30 protein-coding genes are annotated in these 22912 nt (G+C 66.7%); 8 read left to right on the forward strand and 22 right to left on the reverse strand.

Going from position 1 to position 22912, the window contains the following annotated elements; all coding sequences use genetic code 11:
* Nucleotides 1-18 precede the first annotated feature (18 nt).
* Nucleotides 19-438, forward strand: a complete 420-nt coding sequence (gene mntR / locus B9N75_RS09150; protein WP_157123768.1) for a manganese-binding transcriptional regulator MntR — start codon at nt 19-21, stop codon at nt 436-438.
* A gap of 9 nt (nt 439-447) precedes the next feature.
* On the opposite strand, the gene B9N75_RS09155 is transcribed toward mntR, so the two are convergent.
* The 4 genes from B9N75_RS09155 to folP form a co-directional block, all read right to left on the reverse strand.
* Nucleotides 448-1824: a M20/M25/M40 family metallo-hydrolase gene (locus B9N75_RS09155; RefSeq protein WP_085218516.1), complete on the reverse strand. Its 1377-nt coding sequence runs from the start codon at nt 1822-1824 to the stop codon at nt 448-450.
* A gap of 26 nt (nt 1825-1850) precedes the next feature.
* A complete protein-coding gene (gene rarD, locus B9N75_RS09160) occupies nt 1851-2807 on the reverse strand; it encodes an EamA family transporter RarD (RefSeq protein ID WP_244552308.1) in 957 nt (318 codons plus the stop codon).
* 61 nt (nt 2808-2868) lie between these two features.
* A complete protein-coding gene (locus B9N75_RS09165; protein WP_085218518.1) occupies nt 2869-3765 on the reverse strand; it encodes a LysR family transcriptional regulator in 897 nt (298 codons plus the stop codon).
* A gap of 7 nt (nt 3766-3772) precedes the next feature.
* Entirely contained in the window at nt 3773-4837 is a 1065-nt protein-coding gene (gene folP, locus B9N75_RS09170; RefSeq protein WP_085218519.1) for a dihydropteroate synthase, read from the reverse strand.
* Between the two features lie 118 nt (nt 4838-4955).
* Between folP and amaB the strand changes: the two genes are divergently transcribed.
* A complete protein-coding gene (amaB, locus tag B9N75_RS09175; RefSeq protein WP_085218520.1) occupies nt 4956-6485 on the forward strand; it encodes an L-piperidine-6-carboxylate dehydrogenase in 1530 nt (509 codons plus the stop codon).
* Nucleotides 6486-6495: 10 nt separating this feature from the next.
* Here amaB and B9N75_RS09180 read toward each other — a convergent pair whose 3' ends face one another.
* Complete coding sequence (locus B9N75_RS09180) at nt 6496-7170, reverse strand: FABP family protein (RefSeq protein ID WP_085218521.1); 675 nt, start codon at nt 7168-7170, stop codon at nt 6496-6498.
* 347 nt (nt 7171-7517) lie between these two features.
* On the opposite strand from B9N75_RS09180, the gene B9N75_RS09185 reads away from it, so the two are divergent.
* The 4 genes from B9N75_RS09185 (at nt 7518) to B9N75_RS09195 (ending at nt 9293) form a co-directional block, all read left to right on the forward strand.
* A complete protein-coding gene (locus B9N75_RS09185; RefSeq protein ID WP_085218522.1) occupies nt 7518-7712 on the forward strand; it encodes a hypothetical protein in 195 nt (64 codons plus the stop codon).
* Entirely contained in the window at nt 7712-8008 is a 297-nt protein-coding gene (locus B9N75_RS14010; RefSeq protein WP_157123769.1) for a hypothetical protein, read from the forward strand. The genes B9N75_RS09185 and B9N75_RS14010 overlap by 1 nt, the downstream gene beginning before the upstream one ends.
* 352 nt (nt 8009-8360) lie before the next feature.
* A complete protein-coding gene (locus B9N75_RS09190) occupies nt 8361-8972 on the forward strand; it encodes an SOS response-associated peptidase family protein (RefSeq protein ID WP_085218523.1) in 612 nt (203 codons plus the stop codon).
* A gap of 117 nt (nt 8973-9089) precedes the next feature.
* Entirely contained in the window at nt 9090-9293 is a 204-nt protein-coding gene (locus B9N75_RS09195) for a hypothetical protein (protein WP_244552309.1), read from the forward strand.
* Between the two features lie 103 nt (nt 9294-9396).
* Here B9N75_RS09195 and B9N75_RS14015 read toward each other — a convergent pair whose 3' ends face one another.
* Nucleotides 9397-9768: a hypothetical protein gene (locus tag B9N75_RS14015; protein ID WP_157123770.1), complete on the reverse strand. Its 372-nt coding sequence runs from the start codon at nt 9766-9768 to the stop codon at nt 9397-9399.
* A 667-nt stretch (nt 9769-10435) separates the two neighbouring features.
* Here B9N75_RS14015 and B9N75_RS09200 point away from each other — a divergent pair.
* Nucleotides 10436-10825 (forward strand): helix-turn-helix domain-containing protein, encoded by a 390-nt coding sequence (locus tag B9N75_RS09200; RefSeq protein WP_085218525.1) that lies wholly within the window; start codon nt 10436-10438, stop codon nt 10823-10825.
* On the opposite strand, the gene B9N75_RS09205 is transcribed toward B9N75_RS09200, so the two are convergent.
* The 12 genes from B9N75_RS09205 to B9N75_RS09260 are packed head-to-tail and all read right to left on the reverse strand — an operon-like array spanning nt 10822 to nt 18837.
* Nucleotides 10822-11067: a hypothetical protein gene (locus tag B9N75_RS09205; RefSeq protein WP_085218526.1), complete on the reverse strand. Its 246-nt coding sequence runs from the start codon at nt 11065-11067 to the stop codon at nt 10822-10824. The genes B9N75_RS09200 and B9N75_RS09205 overlap by 4 nt on opposite strands.
* Nucleotides 11024-11386 carry a hypothetical protein gene (locus tag B9N75_RS09210; protein WP_085218527.1) on the reverse strand — a complete coding sequence of 121 codons (363 nt, stop codon included), beginning with the start codon at nt 11384-11386 and terminating at the stop codon, nt 11024-11026. Before B9N75_RS09210 ends, B9N75_RS09205 begins: the two co-directional genes overlap by 44 nt.
* A gap of 2 nt (nt 11387-11388) precedes the next feature.
* Nucleotides 11389-12027: a hypothetical protein gene (locus tag B9N75_RS09215; RefSeq protein ID WP_085218528.1), complete on the reverse strand. Its 639-nt coding sequence runs from the start codon at nt 12025-12027 to the stop codon at nt 11389-11391.
* 9 nt (nt 12028-12036) lie between these two features.
* Nucleotides 12037-12489 carry a hypothetical protein gene (locus B9N75_RS09220; RefSeq protein WP_085218529.1) on the reverse strand — a complete coding sequence of 151 codons (453 nt, stop codon included), beginning with the start codon at nt 12487-12489 and terminating at the stop codon, nt 12037-12039.
* Nucleotides 12490-12502: 13 nt separating this feature from the next.
* Nucleotides 12503-12685, reverse strand: a complete 183-nt coding sequence (locus tag B9N75_RS09225; RefSeq protein WP_085218530.1) for a hypothetical protein — start codon at nt 12683-12685, stop codon at nt 12503-12505.
* Nucleotides 12682-13029: a hypothetical protein gene (locus B9N75_RS09230; protein WP_085218531.1), complete on the reverse strand. Its 348-nt coding sequence runs from the start codon at nt 13027-13029 to the stop codon at nt 12682-12684. Before B9N75_RS09230 ends, B9N75_RS09225 begins: the two co-directional genes overlap by 4 nt.
* Complete coding sequence (locus B9N75_RS09235; RefSeq protein WP_085218532.1) at nt 13026-13301, reverse strand: hypothetical protein; 276 nt, start codon at nt 13299-13301, stop codon at nt 13026-13028. Before B9N75_RS09235 ends, B9N75_RS09230 begins: the two co-directional genes overlap by 4 nt.
* On the reverse strand, nt 13301-13804 hold the full coding sequence (locus B9N75_RS09240; RefSeq protein ID WP_085218533.1) for a M15 family metallopeptidase domain-containing protein: 504 nt from the start codon (nt 13802-13804) through the stop codon (nt 13301-13303). Before B9N75_RS09240 ends, B9N75_RS09235 begins: the two co-directional genes overlap by 1 nt.
* Before the next feature lie 19 nt (nt 13805-13823).
* Complete coding sequence (locus B9N75_RS09245; protein WP_085218534.1) at nt 13824-14231, reverse strand: hypothetical protein; 408 nt, start codon at nt 14229-14231, stop codon at nt 13824-13826.
* Between the two features lie 13 nt (nt 14232-14244).
* The gene (locus B9N75_RS09250; RefSeq protein ID WP_085218535.1) at nt 14245-16434 is read right to left on the reverse strand and encodes an SGNH/GDSL hydrolase family protein; all 2190 of its coding nucleotides are present in this window, start codon (nt 16432-16434) and stop codon (nt 14245-14247) included.
* A complete protein-coding gene (locus tag B9N75_RS09255; RefSeq protein WP_085218536.1) occupies nt 16434-16889 on the reverse strand; it encodes a hypothetical protein in 456 nt (151 codons plus the stop codon). Before B9N75_RS09255 ends, B9N75_RS09250 begins: the two co-directional genes overlap by 1 nt.
* A gap of 22 nt (nt 16890-16911) precedes the next feature.
* Nucleotides 16912-18837, reverse strand: coding sequence for a phage tail protein (locus B9N75_RS09260; RefSeq protein WP_085218537.1), 1926 nt, complete (start codon nt 18835-18837; stop codon nt 16912-16914).
* A 24-nt stretch (nt 18838-18861) separates the two neighbouring features.
* Between B9N75_RS09260 and B9N75_RS09265 the strand changes: the two genes are divergently transcribed.
* Nucleotides 18862-19179, forward strand: coding sequence for a hypothetical protein (locus B9N75_RS09265; protein WP_157123771.1), 318 nt, complete (start codon nt 18862-18864; stop codon nt 19177-19179).
* Here B9N75_RS09265 and B9N75_RS09270 read toward each other — a convergent pair.
* Genes B9N75_RS09270 through B9N75_RS09285 form a run of 4 tightly spaced genes read right to left on the reverse strand, consistent with a single transcriptional unit; the run spans nt 19176 to nt 22885 of the window.
* The gene (locus tag B9N75_RS09270) at nt 19176-19586 is read right to left on the reverse strand and encodes a DUF6950 family protein (protein ID WP_085218539.1); all 411 of its coding nucleotides are present in this window, start codon (nt 19584-19586) and stop codon (nt 19176-19178) included. The genes B9N75_RS09265 and B9N75_RS09270 overlap by 4 nt on opposite strands.
* Nucleotides 19564-20187 (reverse strand): hypothetical protein, encoded by a 624-nt coding sequence (locus B9N75_RS09275; RefSeq protein ID WP_085218540.1) that lies wholly within the window; start codon nt 20185-20187, stop codon nt 19564-19566. Before B9N75_RS09275 ends, B9N75_RS09270 begins: the two co-directional genes overlap by 23 nt.
* Entirely contained in the window at nt 20184-20777 is a 594-nt protein-coding gene (locus B9N75_RS09280) for a hypothetical protein (protein ID WP_085218541.1), read from the reverse strand. The genes B9N75_RS09275 and B9N75_RS09280 overlap by 4 nt, the downstream gene beginning before the upstream one ends.
* Nucleotides 20774-22885, reverse strand: coding sequence for a phage tail length tape measure family protein (locus B9N75_RS09285; RefSeq protein ID WP_085218542.1), 2112 nt, complete (start codon nt 22883-22885; stop codon nt 20774-20776). Before B9N75_RS09285 ends, B9N75_RS09280 begins: the two co-directional genes overlap by 4 nt.
* Nucleotides 22886-22912: the final 27 nt, after the last annotated feature.

The raw sequence follows: 22912 nt of genomic DNA on the forward strand, positions 1-22912 counted from the left end.
GCCGTGTAAGGAGGCGAAATGTCGCTGCCCGATGCCAAGGATCAGGTCCGCCGTTTCGAACGCGTGCGCGAGGCGCATCGCACCGAGATGCAGGAAGATTATGTCGAGCTAATCGGCGATCTCATCGCCGCGACCGGCGAGGCGCGCGCGACTGACCTCGCTGAACGCTTCGGCGTCACCGCCGCCACCGTCACCAACACGCTGGCACGGCTCAAGCGTGCGGGGCTTATCGAGACGCGGCCCTATCGCTCGATCTTCCTGACGAACGCGGGCGCGGAAATGGCGCGGACGGCGCGCGAACGGCACAAGCTGGTGGTCCGCTTCCTCCTCGCGCTCGGCGTGTCGGAAGATACGGCCGAGATCGACGCCGAAGGACTGGAACACCACCTCAGCGAAGAAACGCTCGCAGCGATGGAACGGTTCAGCGCCGGACGCTGACCGCCGCTCTCATTTCGACAAATCGACCGCCAGCATGTGGATATGGTCGATCGCTTCGTAGAAGGCCTTCACCGGCACGCGCTCGTTGAGGCCGTGCGCGAACATGTCGTCGGACTTCATGAAGATGCCGGACGTCGCGAACGTCGGGATGCCCGCGGCGCGATAGATGCGGCCGTCGGTGCCGCCCGATTCCAGATAGGGCGCGATCGGCACACCCTTGTGCTGGCTGTGGATCGCCTTGGCGATCGCGGCGTCGATCTGCGGTGTCGTCTCCGAGACCGGGCTCTCCACCGCCTCGCCCTTCAGCGTGACCTTCACCTTCGGATTGCCGATCACTTCGGAAAGCTTGGCGCGCACCTCCTCGCCGGTGGTGCCGGGGAAGATGCGGCAGTTGACGTTGGCGCTCGCCTTCTGCGGAAGCGCGTTGGGCGCATGGCCGCCGCTCAGCATCGTCGCGACGCACGTCGTGCCCAGCGTGCCGACGAAAGAGGGATCGGCCCGCAGCACCTCTGCGGCCGCCGCGTCCTGGGGGTTGGCCGAGAAACGCTTCAGCGCATCGCCCGTCGGCCCCGGCATCGCCTTGCCGACCGCGCCCAGATAGCGGACGGTCAGCGCATTGGACTGGACGGGGAAGCGGTGCGCGCCGATTTTCTCCAGCGCCGCCGCCAGATCGTAGATCGCATTGTCTGACCGTGGACGCGAGCTGTGGCCGCCGGGGTTGGTGACCGTCACGTCATAATCCGCGTAGGTCTTCTCGGCGCCCTGGACGAGATAGATGATCGGCTTGCCGTCGGGACCCAAGTCGCCGCCGCCGGCGTCGGTGTTGATCGCGAACTCGGCGTTCTTCACCCACGGATGCGCGGCGATCAGCTTGGTCGTGTCGAAGCGCGTCTCCTCATCGCCGACGAAGGCGAAGACGAGCGTCCGGCGCGGCTTGAAACCCTCCTTCTTGATCCGCTCCATCGTCGAGGCGAGCGCGACGACGCCGGCCTTGTTGTCGACCACGCCGCGTCCGAAGAAATAGCCGTTTTCCTCGACCAGCTTGAACGGGTCGCGCTCCCAATCCTCGGGGTTCGCATCGACGACATCCATGTGGGAGGAGAAGAGGATCGGCCGCGCCTTCGCGTCACTGCCGGGGATTCGCACGACCATGCCGGTCTCGCCGCCCGTCGGCAGCATCGCGATGTCGCCATCGGGCACGCCCGCCGCCTTGAAGCGTGCGGCGAGATAGTCGGCGACCTTCTGCGTCTCGGAACGGCCGAGCGCGGTGCGGATCGCGACCGTCTTTTCCAGCATCTCGCGCGCGTCGCGCTGATAGGGCGCCTGTTGCGCCGCCGCCGGAACCGCGAGCGCCGCCAGCGCCGCGCCGATAAGCCATTTCCCCATTCGTGCCTCCCTGTTCGGCGCGGACGCTAGCCCTGAACCGGCGCCACCGAAAGCGGAATACGCGACGCGCGCCAGGTATCGATCGCAAAGGCGATGAGCCCCGTCCAGATGCAGGTGAAGGTGATGAGGTGCGCGTCGGTCAGCGGCTCGCCATAGACCAGTACCGCGAGCAGGAACTGGATGGTCGGCGCGATGAACTGGAGGAGCCCGATCGTCGCGTAAGGGAGGCGCTTGCCCGCCGCCGCGAACATCAGCAGCGGCGCGGCGGTGACCAGCCCGCTGACGATCAGCAGCAAGTCGATATGCCCGGTCTGGCCGAAGCTGCCGGCTCCCGCGGCGCCGATCCAGAGGAGAAAACCGAGCGAGATGGGCGCCAGCAGCGCCGTTTCGCCGAGCAGGCCGGTGAGCGGATCGACCGGCGCCATCTTGCGCAGCAGCCCATAGGTGGCGAAGCTGAAGGCGAGGACGAGCGCGATCCACGGGATCCCGCCCTGCGCGATCGCGAGCACCGCGACACCGACGGCGGCAAGGCCGACCGCGCCCGCCTGCACCCGCCGCAGCCGCTCGCGCAGGATCAGCACGCCCATCGCGACATTGACCAGCGGGTTGATGAAATAGCCGAGGCTCGTTTCGAGCACGTGGTCCGAATTCACCGCCCAGATGTAGATCAGCCAGTTGACCGCGATCAGCGTCGCGGTGATCGCCAGCACGCCCAGCACCTTCGGCGCCTTCAGCAGCGCGACGACCGGCTGCCACCGGCGCATCGCGGCGACCACGATGGTGATGAGCGCCAGCGACCAGAGAATGCGGTGGGCGAGGATTTCCGGCGCGGGGACGGAGCCGAGCGCCTTCATGTAGACCGGCAGGAAACCCCAGGTGAGATAGGCGCCGACGCCGAGCGTCAGCCCGGTCCGTGCAGCATCGCGTTCGGCCGAGGGCGGCGGCGCGATCGGGGCAGGGGTGATGGCGGAATAAGCGGTCACGATGCGCTCCTCGGATCGGGAGCGAGATTTGGAACCGCGGCGCACGGGGCGCCACTCCCCATTATTCCGGATCATCCGGGGAATTTCGCACCGGTCCTTCGATCAGTCGCCGGTCCCGCTCGATGATCTCGACCAACATGTCCATCACGGCGCGCACCGCCGGGGAGCGGCGGACGTCCGACTGGACCACGAGCCAGAAATCGCGCGCCAGCAGCGGATCGCCCTCGGCGAGGCAGACGAGATCGGGGGCAAGTTCGAGGAGGTGCGCGGAGAGCACGCCGACGCCGACGCCCGCGCGTACCGCGCCGAGCAGCCCCGCGACGTCGTTGCCGCGCAGCGCGATCGGCCGACCGGCGGCGTAGCGCCGCAGCCATTGTTGGGGGCCGGCGTGGGCGAGGCTTTCGTCATGGCCGACGAAGCTCCACTCGGCGGGCGCAACGCGGCCGAGATAATCGGGATGGGCGAAAAGCGCATAAGCGAAATCGGGCATCCGCCGCATTACCATCGACGCGCCCTCGGGACGGCCGAGCCGTAGGGCGATATCGGCCTCGCGCCGCGTGAGGTTTGCGATGCGTGCTTCGCCGACCACCTCCAGCTCGATCCCCGGATGCCGCTCGCGCAGCAGCCCCATCCGCGGCATCAGGAACAGCGACGCGAAGCCGGGCGGCGCGCTCAAGCGCACCGTCCCACCGATCGCGTCGCTCCGCCCGCGCGCGAAGCTGCTGAGGCCGTAGATTTCCTCCTCCAGCGGCCGCACGCGCTCCGCCATCGCGGTGCCGTCGTGGGTGAGCTTCCAGCCGCGCGGCAGCCGGTCGAACAGCCGAACGCCGAGCGAATGTTCGAGCGAGTCGACGTGGCGGGCGACGGTGGAATGATCGACCTTCATCGCCCGCGCCGCGGCGGAGAGGCTGCCGGTCCGCGCCAGCTCGGCAAAGAAGCGCAGGTCGTCCCAGTTCATGTGCGGCTCAAGGGCGGCGCGGCGTTAGCGCGGCGTCGCGCAGGCCACGCCAGATCTTCAGCGCCTGCACCGTCTCGGGCACGTCGTGGACACGGAGGAGCTGCACGCCCTGTTCGACACCCTTCAGTGCCAGCGCCAGGGAGCCGGGCAGGCGTTCTTGCGGCGGTACTTCGCCAGCCAGCGCGCCGATCGTCCGCTTGCGGCTGGCGCCGAGCAGGATCGGGCAGCCGAGGCCGTGGAGCAGCGCGAGGCCGTTCATCAGATCGAGATTGTGCTGCACCGTCTTGCCGAAGCCGATGCCGGGATCGACGATGATCTTCGCCCGGTCGATCCCTGCGGCGACCGCAGCGTCGATCCGTGCTTTCAGCCGGTCGTAGACTTCGATCGCGACCGGCCGGTCGTAATGCGGCGCGTCCTGCATCGTATCGGGCGATCCCTGGTGGTGCATCAGCACGACCGGGCAGCCGGCGGCGGCGACAACCTGAGCGGCGCGCGGATCGAAGGTGAGCGCCGAGACATCGTTGACGATCGCCGCGCCCTTGGCCAGCGCCGCCTCCATCACCGCGGCCTTGCGCGTGTCGATCGAGATCGCGGTGCCGGCGGCGGCGAGCGGGGCGATCGCGGGGAGCACGCGCTCGATCTCGTCGCCCTCCCACATCGCGCGCGCGCCGGGCCGGGTGGATTCGCCCCCGACATCGATGATCGCGGCGCCCGCCGCCGCCATCGCATGTCCCGCCGCGGCCGGATCGTCGAGATGCACGCCGCCGTCGGAGAAGCTGTCCGGCGTCACGTTCAAGATGCCCATCACCTGTGGCTGATCGAGCCGCACGGTGCGCGCGCCGAGCGTCAGCGGCGGGCGCGGCGCGGTAATGTTCGCCCAGGCGGCGCGCGCCTCTTCACCCAACCGGTCGAGCATCGCGTCGATCGCCGAGACGGGCACCAGCTCGGCCCCGCCTTCGCCATCCAGCACCTCGACAGCGGAGAAGAAGCACAGTCCTCCCGCCAGCCGCGCGACCTTGCCGTCATGCCCGAACGGCGCGTCGACGAAGGCGGTGGGGCGGAGGTAAGTCATGCCCCGCGCATAGCGTTCCCCTCAATGGAAGTCGCGCGTTTTGGAGGCGGTCCAGGCTTGATAATCCCGGCATCACGTTCAACAACGCGGCCGCTAGCAAAACACGAATTGGAATCTTATGCTCGACCGCGCCGCATCGTCCATTGCCGTCAAAGCCGATGATCGCGATGCGGCCCTGAAGGCTTTAGGAATCTCCGAAGCATGTACCGCGCCGTCGGGGCTGGCTGTCCATTCACCCATCGACGGATCGCTGCTAGCAACCGTCGCGACCGACACGCCCGCAAGCATCGATGCCAAGATCGCTCGGTCCGCTGCCGCCTTCGCGGAATGGCGCACGCTGCCCGCGCCGCGTCGCGGCGAATTCGTGCGCTTGCTCGGTGAGGCACTCCGCTCTGCGAAGGCAGATCTCGCGGCGCTGGTGACCCTGGAGGCGGGAAAGATCACCACTGAGGCGCTCGGCGAAGTCCAGGAGATGATCGACATTTGCGATTTCGCGGTCGGCCTCTCGCGCCAGCTCCACGGGCTCACCATTCAATCCGAGCGGCCCGAGCACAAGATGGCAGAGGTCTGGCACCCGATGGGGCCGGTCGGCGTCATCTCGGCGTTCAATTTCCCGGTCGCGGTCTGGGCGTGGAATGCGGCGCTGGCGCTGGTCTGCGGCGACAGCGTGATCTGGAAGCCGTCGGAGAAGACGCCGCTCGTCGCGTTCGCCTGCGCGCGCCTCTTCGCCCAGGCCGCCGCGGCGTTCGGCGGCGTCCCCGATGGCTTGCTCGAAGTGCTGATCGGCGATCGGGCCGCGGGCGAGCAACTCGTCGCCGACCCACGCGTCCCCATCATCAGCGCCACCGGTAGCAGCGCGATGGGCCGCATCGTCGGCGCGCGCGTCGCCGATCGCTTCGGCCGTGCGATCCTAGAGCTCGGCGGCAACAATGCGATGATCGTCGCGCCCTCGGCGGACCTGTCGCTCGCCATTCCCGCGATCCTGTTCGGCGCGGTCGGCACCTGCGGCCAGCGCTGCACCTCCACCCGCCGCCTGTTCGTCCACGGCGACATCTATGACGAGGTGATCGACCGTCTCCACCGCAGCTACGCCACGCTCGCAATCGGTGATCCGCGGGAGGAGGGCACGCTCGTCGGCCCGCTGATCGATGGCGGTGCCTATCGCATCATGCAGTCGGTACTTGACGACGCGCGCGGTAAGGCGGTGCGCGTCGTTGGCGGCGAGCGGATGTACGGGGAGGTGGGCGAGGCCTTTTACGTCCGCCCGGCGATCGTCGAGTTCGGCGACGACATCAGCAACGTCCAGGAAGAGACGTTCGCGCCGATCCTCTCCGTGTTCCGCTACACCGACCTCGCCGACGCGATCGCGCGCAACAATGCGGTGCCGCAGGGCCTGTCTTCGTCGATCTTCACCAACGACGTGCGCGAGGCGGAGCTGTTCACCGCGGCAGTGGGCAGCGATTGCGGCATCGCCAACGTCAATCTCGGCACCAGCGGCGCCGAGATCGGCGGCGCGTTCGGTGGCGAGAAAGCGACGGGCGGCGGCCGAGAATCCGGCTCCGACGCCTGGCGCGGCTACATGCGCCGCCAGACCCAGACGACCAACTATGGCGCCACGCTCCCGCTGGCGCAGGGCGTGAAGTTCTAAACGACCGGTCTCACGCAGACACGGCCGGCGACGCATTTTTCGCTTTGGCGTCGAGGATCAGCTTCAACGGATTGGGTTTTGCCGGGGCGATCCGGTGCAGCGTGTTGCAATCGTGATGCTCGAAGGGCTCGGCCTTCCCGCGCACCATAAGCATGGTCTTGATGTCGTAGGTCCAGCTGCCGTCCGCATTGTAGACGATATCGATGCCGTAGCTGTCGGTACGGAAGCCATATTCGAGGAACGCGGTGGAGCAGATTCCATATTGGGTCTCGCCGCGGCTGGCCGATACCGATATGCGCTTGTCGCCGGCCTTTCCCTGGCCCGACGCCAGCGCGACCTGTCCGCGGGGGATCGCGAGCGTCTGGAGGATCAGTCCCGTCGCCGGCTCCCACAGCCAATAACCGACCTGATCGTGGAAGGTGATGGCCTCTTCCGCGGTGGTGATATGGATATGGTAGCGCAGACCATAAAGGAGCTGCGGGCCGTTGGTCTGCGGGTCGATCGCATCGAACCTTATATGCTCGATGAAGGTTCGCCGCTCCGGCCCTGCGGCCTTCGGGTTGAGGTCGACGCCCTTCTCCGCCCGCCATGTGCCCGCCAAGGGCGTCAGCGGGCCGAGGTTGGACAACGTGTCGGGATCGACGTCGGTCGGCTCGGTGAAGATGTCCTGCGGGAACGGGTTCATTGGCGCACTCGCGGCAAGATCGGCTGGCAGCGAGGCTAATCCCCTTTGCGCGGGCGATGCAATCACGCGGCTGCCGGCAGCGGCAGCAAGGGACCGGGCAGAAAGCCAGCAATTCAAGCTGGTGACCCCTACGGGACTCGAACCCGTGTTTTCGCCGTGGAATAGATTTTTGCTGCGAGATCAACGCCTGTTCCCACATTTGGCGCGCACAACCAGCCATGCAATTCCAATGCGTTAGTGGCCTCGTGGGAAAAATCTGGTCGTCGGGGCCTTGCAGATGTTCCGCTTTCGTTCGCATAATCAGGCATCCGGACGGCGCGACGCGATTCGCATCCCAGGAGACCGATATGCACCACGATCCGACGCTGCGGGCGGCTGCCCGCGCCATTTACGATGCCTGCTATCCCACAGATGATTTTGCGCCGCTCGCGTTCGACGATGCCGAGAAGGGCGCGACGATCCATTATCGACAAGCCGTCGATGCCGCTCAGAATGCCAAAGCGATCCTCACGTCGCCGATCCAACCCGAGCTGTTCGTCTGATGCGGCGCAAGGGCGAGAGACTTCGACCGATTCTACTCGACACCTACGGTCCGGAGCATGGGGTGGCGAGGGCGATCCGAGACGGCGATCGCTGGTTCGGAGCATGGCAGCGACAGAAAGCCACGCCTTATGCAATGCTGGCGAAGCGCACCGGCATACCGTTGGCACGGATCAGCGCTCTCGACGCCGGCGACCGGATTTCCAGGGCTGAGCTCGACGCACTTGCCATCGCCTGGAGCGTGAGCACGGGCGATCTGATCGCTTCGATCGGAGAGTCGACGCAGATCGTCGATTGACGTGTCTGGCGACGACGAACGAGATCACGTTAATCGAAAGCTCACCAGTCTCGAGCATTGTGCGCTTTATCGCCGGACGATCCGAGCCGACTGCCCGCGATGCGGTCACGCTCACGGGTATGACGCCGTCCCGCTATGGTGGTTGTTCGAGAAGAAGCGGTGGGATGATCGATTAACGATGGTCGCAAGGCGGCTGTTTTGCGCGCGCTGTCGAAAGCAGGACGGGAAGAAGATACGGCCGCGGCTGACGATCACCCGCGAGAGGCCCGATCCCGCGCAACCTCCCTATCCCGACAAGACGATTTGGCGTCGCCTCGTTTCGCGCTATCGATCCTGACGAAGGGAGCGTCTGATGTGCAATCATTATCGGGCACACCCCGAAGACATCGAAGACTGGCGCGAGTGGGCAGGGTTTAATTTGCCCAGCGTTCAAGAGGATATGGACCTCAGGGCCGACGTGTGGCCGAAACGGCCCGGCCTGGTTGCCCGCATCGCCGACGGCGAGCGTGTTATCGAGCCGATGATCTGGGGCGTGCCGCTGACCATGCCGGGCAAGCGGCCAGGCACAACCATCACCAAGAATGTCACCAACGTCCGTAATCTCTCGAGCCGCTTCTGGATGTCGATGCTCAAAGAGCCGGCGCGGCGGTGCCTGGTGCCGTTCAGCCGCTTCGCCGAGCCGAAGCCGGGCAAGGATCCGGAGACCGGCCGCCCGGCGGAATATTGGTTCACCGTGCGCGATCGGCCGATGATGGCGTTCGCCGGCATCTGGCGGCCAAGCGACGTCGGCAATGTCTATGCCTTTCTGACCTGCGAGCCCAACCCGCTCGTCGCGCCTTTGCATCCGAAGGCCATGCCGGTGATCCTGCATCGAGAGGATTACGATCGGTGGCTGTTGGGGAGCGTCGAAGAAGCCTGCGCGCTCGCCGCGCCATTCCCCTCGCAGATGATGGAATTGCAGTAGCGCAGCTGCCGTTCGGCGCGGCGGCTTGAGACGACGCCAATTGTAAAGGGTCGGCTCTGGCGGGCGACCAACCCCAATATCCCTGATGACGAGCGTGAGCAGCTAGTCTCTGCGCTCATGGATGCGCGCCGAGCGGTGAAAACGGCGCTCCACGCGAAAGACGCTGATGCTCTGTCCGAAGCGCGAGAAGCGGTGAATGCAGCGAAGATCGCGCTGGGCGAACGCGGGCCGGTCTGGTGGGAGGATGATGCGCCCGACATCAATAGAACGATGGTGACGAAGTCGCCCTATGCAGATTGGTACGCCCGTAGGGCGCAGTGATGAAAGCCTTCACCGAAGAGGATAGGCCGAGGATTGAGGGGCGGCGCAGAACGGTCGAGATAGCAGCAAAACCGGCGCACGCTGTGCTTTCGCCTCTGCGCCATTAGACCCCCTGCGACGTGACGACCTTTGACTGGCTTTTGATTTGCTGCAATTTTGAGCGCTTTTTGAGGCCGAACACAAGGGCGACCATGATGGCTATTACCGTTGCCACACCCAATATCGGTTGCACGACTGTCAACATCTCCTGGGCAATTGGAGGCACAGAGCCGGCTAACTGAGAATCTTTAAAAAGATCGAGCCACAACGCCGCTGTGAATGAGGCTATGCCGACGCATGTACTTTGAACGGTGTTCAAAGTACCCAGAGATTCAAGATCGCTGTCGAAGAGCGCATAGCAGTTCATCTCGCGCTGAGTGTGGACAACCGATACTGTGCTGCCCGAAGGGCTCAGGGGAGGCACACGCTCAACCATGATGGTTGCCCCCGTTTTCAGAGTTGGATTTCAACCCAAAGAGGCCGCCAAGAGCATTCGGCTGGGCGGGCGGGGAAGGCGGACTGGTTGCAACTTCAAGCCACATCACTCCGACATTCTTAGCGAAGTACTGCTCTAGATAACCGCAGTTTTGACACATAGTTACCACGGCAGGCATTCTACGATGGTCGGAAACTGGGCTAAGCGTATCGGATCGATTGCTGACCAAATGTGGCATGACAAAGTAATGTCGATTGCCGCATGAGGGGCAAATGTAGCCGCCCCGATGTGTCCAATACCTTTGCAGGTGCTCGTTAACGGTGGCGATCTCCGCGTCGGATAACATACCGGTTGCTGACGGCATACTCCCTCCTGCCTTGCCATTTAACGCGCCAATCGGGCGCTCGCCATACCGACTGCAAAAAAAAGAAACCCAGTTACGATTTCGCTTGGCGGCGAACCGTAACTGGGTTATTGTTTCTTTGTCGCCGGGGAATAGGCCCCGGAGACAATCGGAGAAGAGAGATGATTGCTCTCATCCTCCGGTTCATCTGGAAACGGATCGTGATCATCGAGATCGAAATCCGCTTCTAAAGTGACCGGGCCTCGGAACCGCCAAGAGAAGCGGGACGGGGTCCGGCCCACAAGATACGCGAAAGGCGCAAAAATGCAAGGTGACGAACTCCGCCAGCTCCGCAAGGCGGCCGGTCTCACCCAAGGAGAACTGGCGAAGCGGCTCGGGCTGACCGAAACGTTCATCGGCATGATGGAGCGTGGTGCGAAGCCGATCGAGCTGCGCACCCAGCTCGCAGCGCGCCAGATCGTGCAGGACGTGTTCTTTGTCACCGGCCGGACGATTGATGGTCGCTACGCCGTCGCGCGCCGCACGATCGAGCGGGAGACGTCCCAGCGCACCAACATGGCGACGATGATGTATGGCATCTTCCGCCGCCGCGATCATGCCTTTCGCTGGGCTGCTGCGCTCGGCGCTTGCAACGTGCTTCCCCGCCCGACGCGGTACGTCGCAGGCGCGCGGGCGGGTAAGTGCCCGATTTAGCCGAACGGCCACCATCCGCGCCGCTGCGCCGCCACCGCCGCAGCGTCGCGCTTCTCGCAGCGCTCGATGATGCCGATCGTGTCGGCTGTCCGGCCGTTGGCCTTGTCTAGCTGGCCGGTCTGCGCGTCGGCGAAGGCGATCCAGTCGCCGACCTGATTGCCTTCCGGCAGCGGCGCGCCGGGGACGCCGACGGCCCATTCAGCGGGGATCAGGCTCGCGCATCCGGCACCGCTCGCTGTCACGATAGGCGGCGCGCCGGCACAGGCCGTCAAGGCCAGCATCGCGCACGGCAGGATCGACCGCCACGTCCGCACCTTTGGCATCGCGTATCTCCTTTTCGTTCGATCGGGTGAGCGCATCGGACGCGGCCTCGCGCTGCGCGGCTCCGGCGACGCTGTTGACCGCATCGCCCGCGCTCGCCTGTGCGGCCGCGGCCCGGTCGCTGCCCAACTTTGCAGCCGCGGCTTCCTCGCGCGCCCTGCCGCGATAGTGCAGCACCGCGGCGAGCAGAATGATTCCGGCTGCGGCGGCAAGGATCAGCCGCCAGGCGTTCCGGGCCATGATCAAAGCTCCCTGTGGCGAAGGATCGAGCCTGCGATCAGCGTCACCGCCGAGCCCGCAACCTCGCTGTTGAACACCAGGCGGATGCCGCCCGATCCGATCGCGGCGGGCGCCTTGTAGATGCAGTCGATCCGGCCGAAAAACGGCGCTGAATTGCCGACCGCGTTGATGGCGCCCACCTTCACGGTGGTGTTCGACAAGCTGGAGGCGTTGTGGACAAGCGTGTCGGCCGCGCCGCCCGATCCGATTTGAACGCGGCAGGCGCCCGTTGCACCCGACGCTGTCGGAAAAGTCAGCCCCATCTGAACACCCGTCGCGTTGGCCGCGCTGGTGAACATCAGCTTCGCCTCGATCTCGTAGGTCTTGTTCGGCGAGGGGTTGAAGACGAGATCGCCACTTTCGATCGTGGTGACGGCGCTGTTCGAGAGGTCCGAGCCTTGCTTCAGCGTCGTCCACGGATCGGACCCGCCACCTCCGGCTTCGCTCTGCTTGGCATAGGCGACATAGGCGCCCATGCCCGTCGCCACGGCGATCCGCCCCTCGTCGGTGATGAGATAAATCTGGCCGGTCTTGAGACCATTGGCGGCGGCGAGCGCGTCGAGCGCGGCGCGCGTGCCGCGCTTGTGCTGAACGTCGGGCATGGGCGCGGCTTAGAAGGTGCCGCAGTCGACGACGCCGACGGCCAGCGTGACGAAGCCGTTGCCGGCATCCTTGGTCCAGCTCATCGACGCGTTCATGCGGACCACGCCGTCGGTGCCGTCGGTGCCCCAGAGGTAGCCCGACGTGCCGCCCGCAACGACCGCCGCCTTCTCGTCGGCCGATCCGGCGGGGATGTTGAGCGCGGTCTTGAAGGCGTCGAAGGTGATCTTCTTCTCCTTCTGCCCGGTCGCCGAAGCGTCGTGCAGGATCAGTAGATCGGCGGAGCCGTCCACCGCGCCCATCGACCCGAGATCGTCGATCGCAGGGACAATGGGCAGCTTCGTCGTCGCATCGGTCGCAATGTGCAGCGAGCCGCGATCGGTCGTGAAATGCGCCTCGCCCGCGAGCATCCCGGATGTGGGGAGGTTCGCCTTCAGGCCGCGCTTGAGCTGGATACGGGGCATGTCCGTCCTTTCGTCAGTTGAATGTTCCGCCGTCGATGTTGCCGATCTGATCGGCGTCGCGGCCGGGCGGCCCGATCCGCATCGCGATTGGCTGCGGCCAGTTCGGGGAGGGCAGCGGCGCGATCGCGTCCACCGGCACCGCCCAGCGCAGCACGATCGTCGGCGGCAGCCGCCGCCAGCGCAGTGTCAGGCTCACGGCCGCGTCACCGGCTCGGCGATGCGCAGCGTCACCGGGTCCGTGACGATCACCCCGCCCGCCACCGTTACGCGCGCATCGGCGATGTAGAGGCCGGGCGACAGGTCCGCGCTGAACGCGGCCGTGATGACAAGGTTGAACCCACCCGGATCGTCGCCCTCGGCCGCGCGATCGCTAATCGTGAAGCTCGCCGCGATCGGCGCGTCCTCTGTCGCTTCCACCCGCCCGTTGCTGAGCGGGCGCAGATCCGCGGCGATGGCGGAGACGCTGCCTGCGTCCCCCTCGATCGCGTCGAGCGCCAGGCTGATCGTCTCGCCGCGCTGGAAGACATAGGGCTTCGTCATGCCACGCCTTTCGTTTTCTCGACCGTGCGGATGCCGTAGAGCGCGGCGACGAAGCCGAGCGCGATGATGCGCGCCGCATCGTCCATCGGCCGCCCGAGCCAGTCCCCGACGAACAGCGCCCAGGCCGCCGCCGCGACGCCGATCCAGTCGAGCGCCGGGCGCGGCAGGCGCACGAAGAGCTGATAGGCCCAGTGCAGCCGGATCGCGCTGTCCGGCATCGGGATCGACGCCGGCACCGGCCGCGCCGCCTTCACGGTCGTGCTGCGCGCCATCACGCGATCTCGAAGTGCGGGCCGTCGATGAAGGCCGTCTTGCCCGCGCCGCGGCGGCGCGCGACATAGGCGTTCACGGCCTGCTCCATCCCTGCGGCATCGGCGGGCAACGCGGCGAAGTCGCGGTCCCACACACCGCCCCAGATCAGCTTGAGCGGGTCGAGGTTACGCGTCTTCCGCTCGGCATTCACGATGTCGAGCGCCTTGCGCACCGCGGCGGCGATGTGGAAGATCGGTTTCCATTCCCAGCGCAGCTTGCCGTTGATGAAGGGCACCAGGTCCACCGCGTGGCCGAAGCCGTCGGCCTGCGGCAGATGCTTGCTGTTCATCGTCTTGCTCGCGCCGCTCTTCATCAGCGCGCGCTGCTCCGCTTCGGTGCGCAGCCCGTCATGCACAGAGAAGTCCTGCGCGGTGATCTTGATCGCCTCGTGCACGACCGAGCCAAGGTCGTAGCGCACGCCAGCGAACTCGGCGCGCGACCGCGCGCCAAGGGTGTAACCCATGTCGTCTCTCCTGCTTAAGTCAGTCGATCGCGCCGAGCGCTGCGCGCATCTCGGCGGGCACCTGTGGGACGAGGGGGAAGGCCGATCGCAGCAGCTCTTCCGCCTGCGCCAGTTTCGGATTGCCGGGGTCGATCGCGCGAAGCGGCACCGCCACGAGTTCGAAGGCCAGCCGCAGCGCCTGGTTTTCGCCCTCCAGCTTCTTCAGGCGCGATTCGAGCCGGTCCTGATAGGCCTTCTGTTCGGCATCGAGCCGCTCTTCGCGCCGCTCCAGCTCGGCATGCCATGCGTCCAGCTTCGCCGATCGCGACGACACGCGCGCATCGTTCCAGTTGAGTAGCCACTGCGCGCCTTTGCCCAGCAGGGCCAGAAGGGCGACGACACCGGCAAAGATGCCGCCCGCCTCACCGGCGGACAAAGGATCGTTCACGATCGAATTCCCTTCAGACCAGCAGGTCGCGCGGATCGTCGCTTTCGACGAGCACGGCGCGGCTGAGCTGGACGGTGCCCGCGCCCGTCAGCCCGGCAAGCAGTGTAATGGTCAGCGTCGTCGCCGCGGCGGGCACGCGGAAGAGATAGACGAAGGCGCGTTCGGCGCCCCACGTCCGGTAAGGCGCATCGACCCAGCGGCCGTCGCCCACCGCGCCAACGTCCGTCGCGAAGCGCACGCCGCCGGCCGAGATGTTCGAGTCCGGCTCGATCCGCTGCGTCACCGTCAGCGCGATCGTCTTGCCTTGCAGCGGCACGGCATTGATCGTCTGCGCCAGCCCGCCGTTGCTCGCCGTTACCTCCGCCAGCGTGCCGACCTTCGTAGCCGTGGCGTCCCCGGTCAGCGTCCAACCCGTGGGCACGCCGCCCGACCATGCGTCGAAACTGCCATTGCCGAGCAGGTTTTCAGCCGGGGCGACGCGGCGGTGCGAAAGCAGCGCCGGCGTGACGTAATGGTCAGCCGGCAGCGCGTCATAGGCCGTCATCAGCCCCTGGATCACCGCATACATCTGCGACACGCCCAGCGGCACCGAGGGGTGGACCAGATCATTGAGATACCAGCTCGCCGGTCGGCCCGCCGCCTCGAAGGGCGCATAATAGCTGGCCGTCAGCATGTCGGGATATTTGGCGGCGACGAACTCGATGGCCTTCTTGACCGGCTCGATCCGCGCATCCCCGGCCGCGCCATAGGGGTAGGGGGTGACGATCGCGTGCCGTGCGCGCGGAAACTGCGCCCGCATCTGGTCCATCGTGTCGATGAACTGCCCGGCCTTCAGCAGCCCACGGTTCGGATCGGCCTGAATGGTCGCATCGCCCACCGGCAGATTGTGCCCGTGGTGCCAGATCACCAGGTCGATCTTCGGCAGCCAGCCGATCGCGCGCGCGAACCGCTCGCCGAAGAAATAGCCAGGCTGCGATCCGGCCGACGAGCAGTTGATGAGGAAGGTTCGCTTCGTGCGGTTCCCGTCAGAGAAGCGCTGCGGCCCCTGGAACGTGTCGCCGACGCGCGACCAGTCGCGCAGCAGCACGCAATTGGACGGGCGGCGCGCAACAAGATCTTCCGCCGCCAGCCGGTAGAACACTTCCTGGATGCTCGCCGGGCCATCGGACGAGATGTTGTCGCCGGTGCTGTCGCCGATCACGACGATCACCTCGTCATTCTCGGTCACCGGCGGGCGGGTGCGGCTCTGCAGCCATTGCACGATCGCGTCGCGATTGCCCGGCTCGCGGCCGAGCACCACCCCGCCGTGGAAATCGAGGCTCGCGTCAGTGTTGATGACGCCGATGCCGAGCGATTGCCCGCCGCCGTTCAGCACCAGCGACATGCCCGTCACCTGGTCGGCCTCCACCCAGGGCGTCGCCACCTGCGCCGGACCCGCGCCGCTCAGCACGCGCGTGTCCTCCGCGAAGCTGTCGAGCAGGCCGCCCGCACCCAGTTGCGCATGATAGACGCCGACTGGCCCCGCCGGGGCGAGAAAGTCGGGGCAATAGGCATTGGCGAGCGCGCGCACCAGATCGGGCGAGCTTCCGCGCAGCGACGCATTGGTCCGGCCCAGGGTCGCCGAATTGAGCTGGAACAGGCTGCCCGTATTCTTGGCGAAACCCATCAGCGTGCGGCCGACGGTCCCGCCGAAGCGCCCGCCCAGCGCCATGAAGGAGGGATCGCGGAAGGTGACGTTCGCGCGACTGTAATAGCCTTGGCCCGCGTTCATCCGCACGAAGCCGCGGCCATAGCTTTCGAAATAGGTGCCGCGCTTGGCGTTGTCCGCCATGATGAAATCGTAATTGCTCGATCCCGCCACCGCCTTGATGCAGCCCACCGGCTGCCCGGTCGACGCCACCGGCACGGTCCCCGCCGCATCCTGAAACAGGTTCCACTTCTCGGTCTCCCACATCGCGCCGAACGACGTGAGATTGACCTCGGCGATGATCTTCGCCCGCTCCGGGTCGGCGTAGCGGTTGAGCGCCTGCGCCGCGACGACGGCCTGGTTCGCGATCACCTGCAGGCCATTCTCGGCATAAGCGAGATAGTCGTTGAGCGATCCAGTGTTCCCGGCCGCGAGCCACAGCTCGTAGTTCGACGGGCCGGGTGCGCCGCGCAACTGCACCTGCACGATCTTCTCGTCTACGCGAACCTGCGTCATCAGTGCGTCACTCCCGCCAGCACGTTGAACGGACCTTCAAGCCAGCGGCGCTTGGCGCCGCCCTGCGTGATCTGCATGTCCCAAAAGAGGGTGAGGTCGGCGCCGATCTCCTTCGCCGGCGGCAGCGCCTCCATCGTCGCTTCGTTGATCCGCATGCCCACCAGCGACAGCGCCGTCGTGTCGCCGGCGCCCATCCCGTCGGGCACGCCGCTGAGGCGTCCCGCCGCGATATGATCCGCCACCGTCGCGCTGCCCGCGTAGATCAGCCGCAGGCCCTCCGTGTTCGGGTTTGTCACGGTGGTGAGGTCCACCAGCGCGGCGCCGGGATTGTCCTTCTTCTGGCGGACCTGCGCCTGCAATGTCGCGCCGGTGAAGGCCACGCCCAGGAATTCGATGATCGTCGTGAACGGCTCCCATCGGTTCGCGTCGATCGTCATCGTCCCGGCACGCATCATGGCCGCTGTCCTCTCGCTTGGGTTAGGGGTTCGATCCGCCGCCGTAGCCGCCGCCCGATCCGGTGCCCCCGGTCGGCGGCGATCCGCTGCCCGGCACCACCACGGACTGGCCCAAGAACACCCGCCGCGGCGCGGCGGCGCTGTTGAACGCGCTCGGATAGTTCGTCGTCGCGCCGATCACCGGCGCGGCATCGCCCAGCGCGTCGGCATCGGCGTAGAGATAATAGGTGCCCGCGCCGCTGACGTTCAGCACCGTCGGCCCCGCCACGCTCACCACCCCGAAGCCGGTATAGTCGATCTGGAAGCCGCTCAGCTCGATCTGCGCCGGCGGGCCGTTGCGCCCCTCCACCGTCAGGTTGCGCGCCGTGCTGGTGCGCAGCGCCGCCTGCAGCGCGATCAGCGCAGCCTGTTCCGCCGCCGCGTCGAGCTGCTCGGCGCTCAGCAGGCTCGGCGTCGGCGGCGCGATTCCGGTCTGGCCCAGTGCGAAGGCATGTTTCGCCGCCGTCTCGCTTTCCAGCGTCAGCTCGATCATCCCCGCCACCGGGTCGATCCGCCGCCCGACGATCACGCAAGGCTGCCCGTCCAGCCCTTCGTCGGGCAGGTCCACCGTCAGCGCGTCGCCGATCCGATATTCGATCAGCCGCAGCTTGCAGGGCAGGATGATCGGCCCGATCTCGCGGCCGTTCACCAGCTCATAGGCGGCAAGCCGTGCGGCCTGGTCCTTGTCCTGCACTAGATCGAACGGCCGCTCGATCACCTTCTCCTCGCCGTCCTCGGCGATATAGGCGCTCGATTTCACCGCCGCGGCCTGCACCATGTCCCAGCGGTGCGCCTCGCTGCGATAGCGCGGCACCACCGCATTCACGCGGTCGCGCCAGCCCTTCATCGCTTGCACCTGCACCTCGCCGTCGGCCAGGTCGTCGCGCGTGATCGTGTCGAGCGCGATGCGCGGCTCGTTGAACTTCACGCTGAGCTTGCCCCCGGCGAACACCGGCTCGCCGCCGCCCGCCGCGCAGATCCGCTTCAGATTGTCCCACTTGCTTCCGGGCTCGAAGATCGTGCCCCCGATCTTCCACCCGTTCATGTCGCACAGGTTCATGAACCGCACCCAGGCGGGCCAGTCGATCGCTTCGGGCGCGAAGCCGCAGCCGAATACCATCTTGCCGGCCGGTCCCTGGTGGCGGCCCATCGCATAGGTCACGCCGTGGCAGCCGGGGTTTTCCCCCGCCGCCATCGCCAGCGGCGGCCCGTCCCACACATAGGTCGCTTCCTGCCGCGGCCGGCACGCGCCGCTGCCGCCGGGATAGGTGCCGTCCTGCCGCGGATCGTAGACCAGCACGCCGTTCACGATCGCGCCAAGCTGCGGCAGCCCGCTCGCGAAGCGCTTGCCCTTCTTGTCGAAGGTCGCGGTCACCAGCCCTGCGGCATAGCCGCTCAGCTTCTGGCCCGCGCCCCACGCCGGTATCGCGCCGAACGGTCCCGCCAGCGCCGCCGCCTCGGGCGTCGCGCCGAGCTGGGTCGAGAGGCGCAGGAAATCCCGATAATAGCCCGTCGCATTCCCCGCCGGCTTGCCAGCCGTACCGCCGTCGAAGGCCACCGTCGCAAAGTCGGACTGGAACGCCTCTATCCCCTTGATCGGCCCGGCGCCGCTCCACACGAACACCATCGATCGATACGGGTTGTCGGTCCCGCCATAGCCGACGTCATAGATCAGCGAGGCCGATGCATAGGTCCGCCCCATCGCATAGGGCATCGGCAGGTTCGCGCCGATCAAAATGGTCGACGTCGATCCGCGCATCGGCGGCTTCTTCTGCGCGATCTGCGCGGCGGTCGAAGATAGCGCAGCGACGGCCGTGGCCGCACCTGCCAAACCCGGATTGCCGGTGGCATACCCGACGATGGCCACGACGCCGGCGATTGCACCGACGACCCGAGATATCTTACTCATGCCAAAATCCTGATGGAGAGGGCGATGCGTTACTTGGCGATGACGGTTCTGTTGGCCGGCTGTTCGACGGCGCAATTGAGCGAGAACCAGGCGACCGCGACGTATCCCAGCGCAAAATCTCGCGCCGAAATCGGAGAATGTCTGCTCAATCGAATGAGTGGATCGATGAGCAGGGTACGGATCGAGCGGGCCGAAAGGTCTGATAGCGTCGTTGTCGATGGTCCTTTGGGCAATCCAGTTATGGTCTTCCTCATCAAAGACGCCGAGACGGGCTCGATCACCGAACTACGCCGCATGTCCTCTCTGACGTCGGGCAAAGGCAACGCAGAGACGTGCTTCTAGGCGCGCCAAACCGCGCTTAAGCTGTCCACTCGTACGATGACCGGGCATGCCGCATCCTCATGCCAGCCCATCACCTTGTCGTTGATGCAGACAGCGACGGCGCCGAAAGCATCATCACCCTCCATAAGCGCGATATCTCCCGGCCACATCTGCGCTGCCTCGATGCGCGGCAGCAGGCTGTCGAACAGCGCTTCCAGATCCGCATACCCTGCCGCCGCCAGCGCGCGCCGCGCCGTCAGCGCGCTGCGATAGCGCGGCAGCGTCGGCACCTTGTGTCCCATCGCCTTCAGATGCGCCCGCGCCATCACCACGCAATCGGCCCGGCCCCAGGCGAACGGCTTGCCCGCGAACCGCGCCTGCGTCGCCGCCAGCGCCGCCGCGCGCCTAGAAGCGGTCGGCGATGCCATTGCCAAATCCTCCGCCACCGCGCGATCCGCTGCCGCCCGCCACTGTCCCCCGCGGGGGCGAGGGCGCACCCCACGCCACCGTGAAGCTCGATCCGGCATGGTCGAACCCGCCTTCGCCCGCCCACACGCTCTTGTGATGCGTCGCCGAAAGTACGTTGCCCTGGTTGATCAGGAACAGTCGCTCCGCCACCGCCATCAGCCCGATTTCCAGCCGCCGGTATCCGCGTCCGCCCTTCAGCGCCGTCGTGTCGATCATCAGGTCCGCCGTCATTTCGGCGCTTGCTTCGTCCGCGATGCCCGTCGCTTCGTCGATCCGCACCAGCCAGCTTCTTACGCCCACGCCCTGCCGCTCCGGGCGGCTCAGGTCCGCCGCCGCCGTCGCGCTCGGCGGTGCGATGACGATCGATCCGCCCGGCGCTTCGTCGCCCGCACGTTCCTCCGCGGCATCCGCGCCCGCCACCGCGCCATATTCGGCATCGGCCGAGACGTACTTTTCGCCGCCGAACCACACGAACCCGCCGTCGCACAGCGTCAACGCACGGCCCGGCAGGTCGAAGCGGATGAGCTGCGCCAGCATCAGCTTCGGCGCGTCGAAGCTCACGCCAGTTCCTCGATCTCGAAGCTCAGCCCGATGTTATTGCCCAGCTGCATCTGCCAGCGCCATTCTTCGCCCAGCACGCGGCCCTCGATCATCGGCTTGCCGAACTCCATCGCCTCGCCGTCCGCCGGTTCCTCGCGCAGCATCGGGCTGATCGGCACCTCCGCCTTGCCCGCGCCGTCGGCGATCGTCTCGGCGTCCACCTTGTAGAGCAACAGGCCCGCCGCCGAGGCGTGGTGAAAGAACTGCCCCTCGCGCATCACATAGTGCGGCGTGAAGCCGCGCACCGCCAGCACGCGCCCCGCCTGTCCGTCGCCGTCCGCCACCGGCGCACCCGGCGCGCCGGGGTCGAAGCCCAGCAGCGGGAATTCCATCCTGACGCCCTCGGTCATCCCCGTGATCAGGCGGCTCACCCAGATGCGGCCCAGCGCGGCAGACGGCATCGGCGGCATCTGCACCGCCAGCTTGAAGCGGTTGCCCGGCCGGTCGATCCGCTGCACCCGCGCGCCCAGCGGCGATCCCTGCCACCCGCCGAAATCGACATAGCCGGGCTGCGCATCCGCCGGCCCCGGCCAGTCCGGCAGTGCGATCATCCTGCTCCTCCGGGGATCATCTGCCGGTTGCGGCGATAGAAATTGGCCTGGGTCACCGCGCTCCCCGCCACCGCATGCCCGGCGCTGATCGGCTCGGCCACCTTCGCGGCGCGGCTATCCACCACCGCGTCGAAATAGGGCGAGGGGACGATCTGCACCCGCGTCGGCGCGGCGTCGCGCCCCGGCGATACAAAGCCGCGCGATCCCGCTGTCAGGAACTCCGGCCCATTCTCGCCCACCACATAGGTCTTGCCCGGCACCACCGGCCCGCCGTTCGCGCGGAAGCCGCCGAAGTCGAAGCCGCGGTTGAACACCGGCGCTGCCCCGCCACGCCCGCCGCCGAAGGCCGATGCCACCTGGCCGATCACGTCCAGCAGGCCCATCAGCCCGCCCAGGATATCGCCCTTCTTGAAGCTGGAGACCATGCCGCGCAGCGATCCCAGCACGTCGCGCGCCATGTTGGCGAAGCTCTCCACCACCTGCGCGGTGCTGTTCGCCACCGGGTCTTCCAGGTCGCGCTTCAGCAGCACGCCCACGTCCTCGTCCAGCACCACCACCGGCGGCGTGTCTAGGATCTGCGGCCTCTCGCGCTCGCCGATCGCCGCATCGGCATATTCGGCCTTCAGCGCCTTTATCGCCGCTTCCAGCTGCGCGACTTCCCAGCCGGCCGCCTTCGCATAATCCTGCAGCAGCTTCAGCTCTTCCAGGAACTGGTTGTGCCGCGCCGCCTGCGGGAACAGCCGCTCGAGCAATCCGCTCACCTGCTGCTGCATCGCGCGGAACGCTTCCGTCGCCTTGCTCGTCGCCTCGCGTGCCGGCGCCACCAGCTCGCCTTCCAGCCGCCGCATATGCTGGCCGATCTCGCTCACCATGTCGGGCACGTAACTGTTGCCGACGACGGCGACGTACATATCGCGGAACCAGCCGGTCACCGCGTCTATCTTGCCCTTCACCCAGCCCCAGACGGCATTGAGCTTGTCGATCAGCCACGTCTTCACCGCGGCATAGAGCCGCCGCAGGATCGGCTCGATCGTGTCCCAATTCTTGATCGCCAAATAAACGCCGCCCGCCGCCAGCGCGATCGCGCCGAGCGGCACCAGGAACGGCGCCAGTGCGGGCAATGCCGCCAGCGCCGCGACGCGCATCGCGGCGATCGCCGTCGTGATGATCGTCCATGCCGGGCCGATCTTCATCAGCAGCGGCAGCATCGTGCCGAGCGCCGAGACGATCCCTGCGACGCCCAATAGAGTCGGGCCGAGCACCGCTCCGGCGCCGGCCACGATCATGATCCACTTCTGCGTCTCGGGGCTGAGCTTGCCAAACCAGCCGAGCAGGTCGCGCACCGCATTCGCCAGCGGCGGGATCAGCGGCAACAGCTTCTCGCCGATCGCATCGCCGGCCTGGTCCATTGCCACCTGCGCCTGCCGCCACGGCTGCGTGTCCGCCGCGGCCGCCGCCGCGCCCCCATATTGCTTTTCCACCTCGGCCAGTATCAGCGCCTGCGCCTTGGCCGTCTCCCCGGCCTTGGCCATGTCGACGATCTGCTTCTTCTGCGCTTCGCTGAAGCTCACGCCCACGCGCGTCAGCGCGGTGATGCCCTTCACCGGGTCGTTCAGCGCCTTGCCCAGCATGATCGCAGCCGCCTGCGGTTCCCCGCCCAGACGTGCCGCCATGTCGATCGCCGCCTGTTGCGCGCGGTCGAACTGCTGGCCCGCGACATTGCCGAAGGTCAGCAGTTGCGCGGTCACCTGTTTCAGGATGACGTCGCCGTCGAACAGCGATTTCATCTCCATTGCGTCCGATGCCGCCAGCAGCTCCTCGCGCGTCTTGCCCGCGCGGTTCCCCATACTCGCCAACGCCGCGTCCACCTGCGCCATCGCCTGCGCCTGATCCTGCGCACCTTTCATTGAGGCCGCCACGATCGCCGTCACCGGTGCCGTTATGCCGACGCTCAGCGCACCGCCGATGTTTGCGATCTTTCGTGCGCTCTGCTCGAATTTCTTCTGCACGAGCTTCAGCTTTTTCTCGGCGTCGTCGATGCCCGAGAGGAACGACACGCTATCGAACCCTAGGACGTAGCGCAGAAATCCCAGCGTGACGCCAGCCATGCTTGTGTCTCCGACTGTTGAGAATTA

The sequence above is a fragment of the Allosphingosinicella indica genome (assembly GCF_900177405.1).
Taxonomy (GTDB): Bacteria; Pseudomonadota; Alphaproteobacteria; order Sphingomonadales; family Sphingomonadaceae; genus Allosphingosinicella; species Allosphingosinicella indica.

What these genes read in the sequence shown, in the direction of transcription:
- folP (WP_085218519.1), bottom strand. Translation starts at nt 4,837, where the DNA reads ATGACTTACCTCCGCCCCACCGCCTTCGTCGACGCGCCGTTCGGGCAT.
- B9N75_RS09230 (WP_085218531.1), bottom strand. Translation starts at nt 13,029, where the DNA reads ATGACGAAGCCCTATGTCTTCCAGCGCGGCGAGACGATCAGCCTGGCG.
- B9N75_RS14010 (WP_157123769.1), top strand. Translation starts at nt 7,712, where the DNA reads ATGCGGCGCAAGGGCGAGAGACTTCGACCGATTCTACTCGACACCTAC.
- amaB (WP_085218520.1), top strand. Translation starts at nt 4,956, where the DNA reads ATGCTCGACCGCGCCGCATCGTCCATTGCCGTCAAAGCCGATGATCGC.
- B9N75_RS09155 (WP_085218516.1), bottom strand. Translation starts at nt 1,824, where the DNA reads ATGGGGAAATGGCTTATCGGCGCGGCGCTGGCGGCGCTCGCGGTTCCG.
- B9N75_RS09255 (WP_085218536.1), bottom strand. Translation starts at nt 16,889, where the DNA reads ATGATGCGTGCCGGGACGATGACGATCGACGCGAACCGATGGGAGCCG.
- mntR (WP_157123768.1), top strand. Translation starts at nt 19, where the DNA reads ATGTCGCTGCCCGATGCCAAGGATCAGGTCCGCCGTTTCGAACGCGTG.
- B9N75_RS09180 (WP_085218521.1), bottom strand. Translation starts at nt 7,170, where the DNA reads ATGAACCCGTTCCCGCAGGACATCTTCACCGAGCCGACCGACGTCGAT.
- B9N75_RS09185 (WP_085218522.1), top strand. Translation starts at nt 7,518, where the DNA reads ATGCACCACGATCCGACGCTGCGGGCGGCTGCCCGCGCCATTTACGAT.
- B9N75_RS09280 (WP_085218541.1), bottom strand. Translation starts at nt 20,777, where the DNA reads ATGATCGCACTGCCGGACTGGCCGGGGCCGGCGGATGCGCAGCCCGGC.
- B9N75_RS09260 (WP_085218537.1), bottom strand. Translation starts at nt 18,837, where the DNA reads ATGAGTAAGATATCTCGGGTCGTCGGTGCAATCGCCGGCGTCGTGGCC.
- B9N75_RS09270 (WP_085218539.1), bottom strand. Translation starts at nt 19,586, where the DNA reads ATGGCATCGCCGACCGCTTCTAGGCGCGCGGCGGCGCTGGCGGCGACG.
- B9N75_RS09190 (WP_085218523.1), top strand. Translation starts at nt 8,361, where the DNA reads ATGTGCAATCATTATCGGGCACACCCCGAAGACATCGAAGACTGGCGC.
- B9N75_RS09235 (WP_085218532.1), bottom strand. Translation starts at nt 13,301, where the DNA reads ATGGCGCGCAGCACGACCGTGAAGGCGGCGCGGCCGGTGCCGGCGTCG.
- B9N75_RS09195 (WP_244552309.1), top strand. Translation starts at nt 9,090, where the DNA reads ATGGATGCGCGCCGAGCGGTGAAAACGGCGCTCCACGCGAAAGACGCT.
- B9N75_RS09215 (WP_085218528.1), bottom strand. Translation starts at nt 12,027, where the DNA reads ATGCCCGACGTTCAGCACAAGCGCGGCACGCGCGCCGCGCTCGACGCG.
- B9N75_RS09210 (WP_085218527.1), bottom strand. Translation starts at nt 11,386, where the DNA reads ATGGCCCGGAACGCCTGGCGGCTGATCCTTGCCGCCGCAGCCGGAATC.
- B9N75_RS09285 (WP_085218542.1), bottom strand. Translation starts at nt 22,885, where the DNA reads ATGGCTGGCGTCACGCTGGGATTTCTGCGCTACGTCCTAGGGTTCGAT.
- B9N75_RS09165 (WP_085218518.1), bottom strand. Translation starts at nt 3,765, where the DNA reads ATGAACTGGGACGACCTGCGCTTCTTTGCCGAGCTGGCGCGGACCGGC.
- B9N75_RS09265 (WP_157123771.1), top strand. Translation starts at nt 18,862, where the DNA reads ATGCGTTACTTGGCGATGACGGTTCTGTTGGCCGGCTGTTCGACGGCG.
- B9N75_RS14015 (WP_157123770.1), bottom strand. Translation starts at nt 9,768, where the DNA reads ATGGTTGAGCGTGTGCCTCCCCTGAGCCCTTCGGGCAGCACAGTATCG.
- B9N75_RS09250 (WP_085218535.1), bottom strand. Translation starts at nt 16,434, where the DNA reads ATGACGCAGGTTCGCGTAGACGAGAAGATCGTGCAGGTGCAGTTGCGC.
- B9N75_RS09240 (WP_085218533.1), bottom strand. Translation starts at nt 13,804, where the DNA reads ATGGGTTACACCCTTGGCGCGCGGTCGCGCGCCGAGTTCGCTGGCGTG.
- B9N75_RS09200 (WP_085218525.1), top strand. Translation starts at nt 10,436, where the DNA reads ATGCAAGGTGACGAACTCCGCCAGCTCCGCAAGGCGGCCGGTCTCACC.
- B9N75_RS09220 (WP_085218529.1), bottom strand. Translation starts at nt 12,489, where the DNA reads ATGCCCCGTATCCAGCTCAAGCGCGGCCTGAAGGCGAACCTCCCCACA.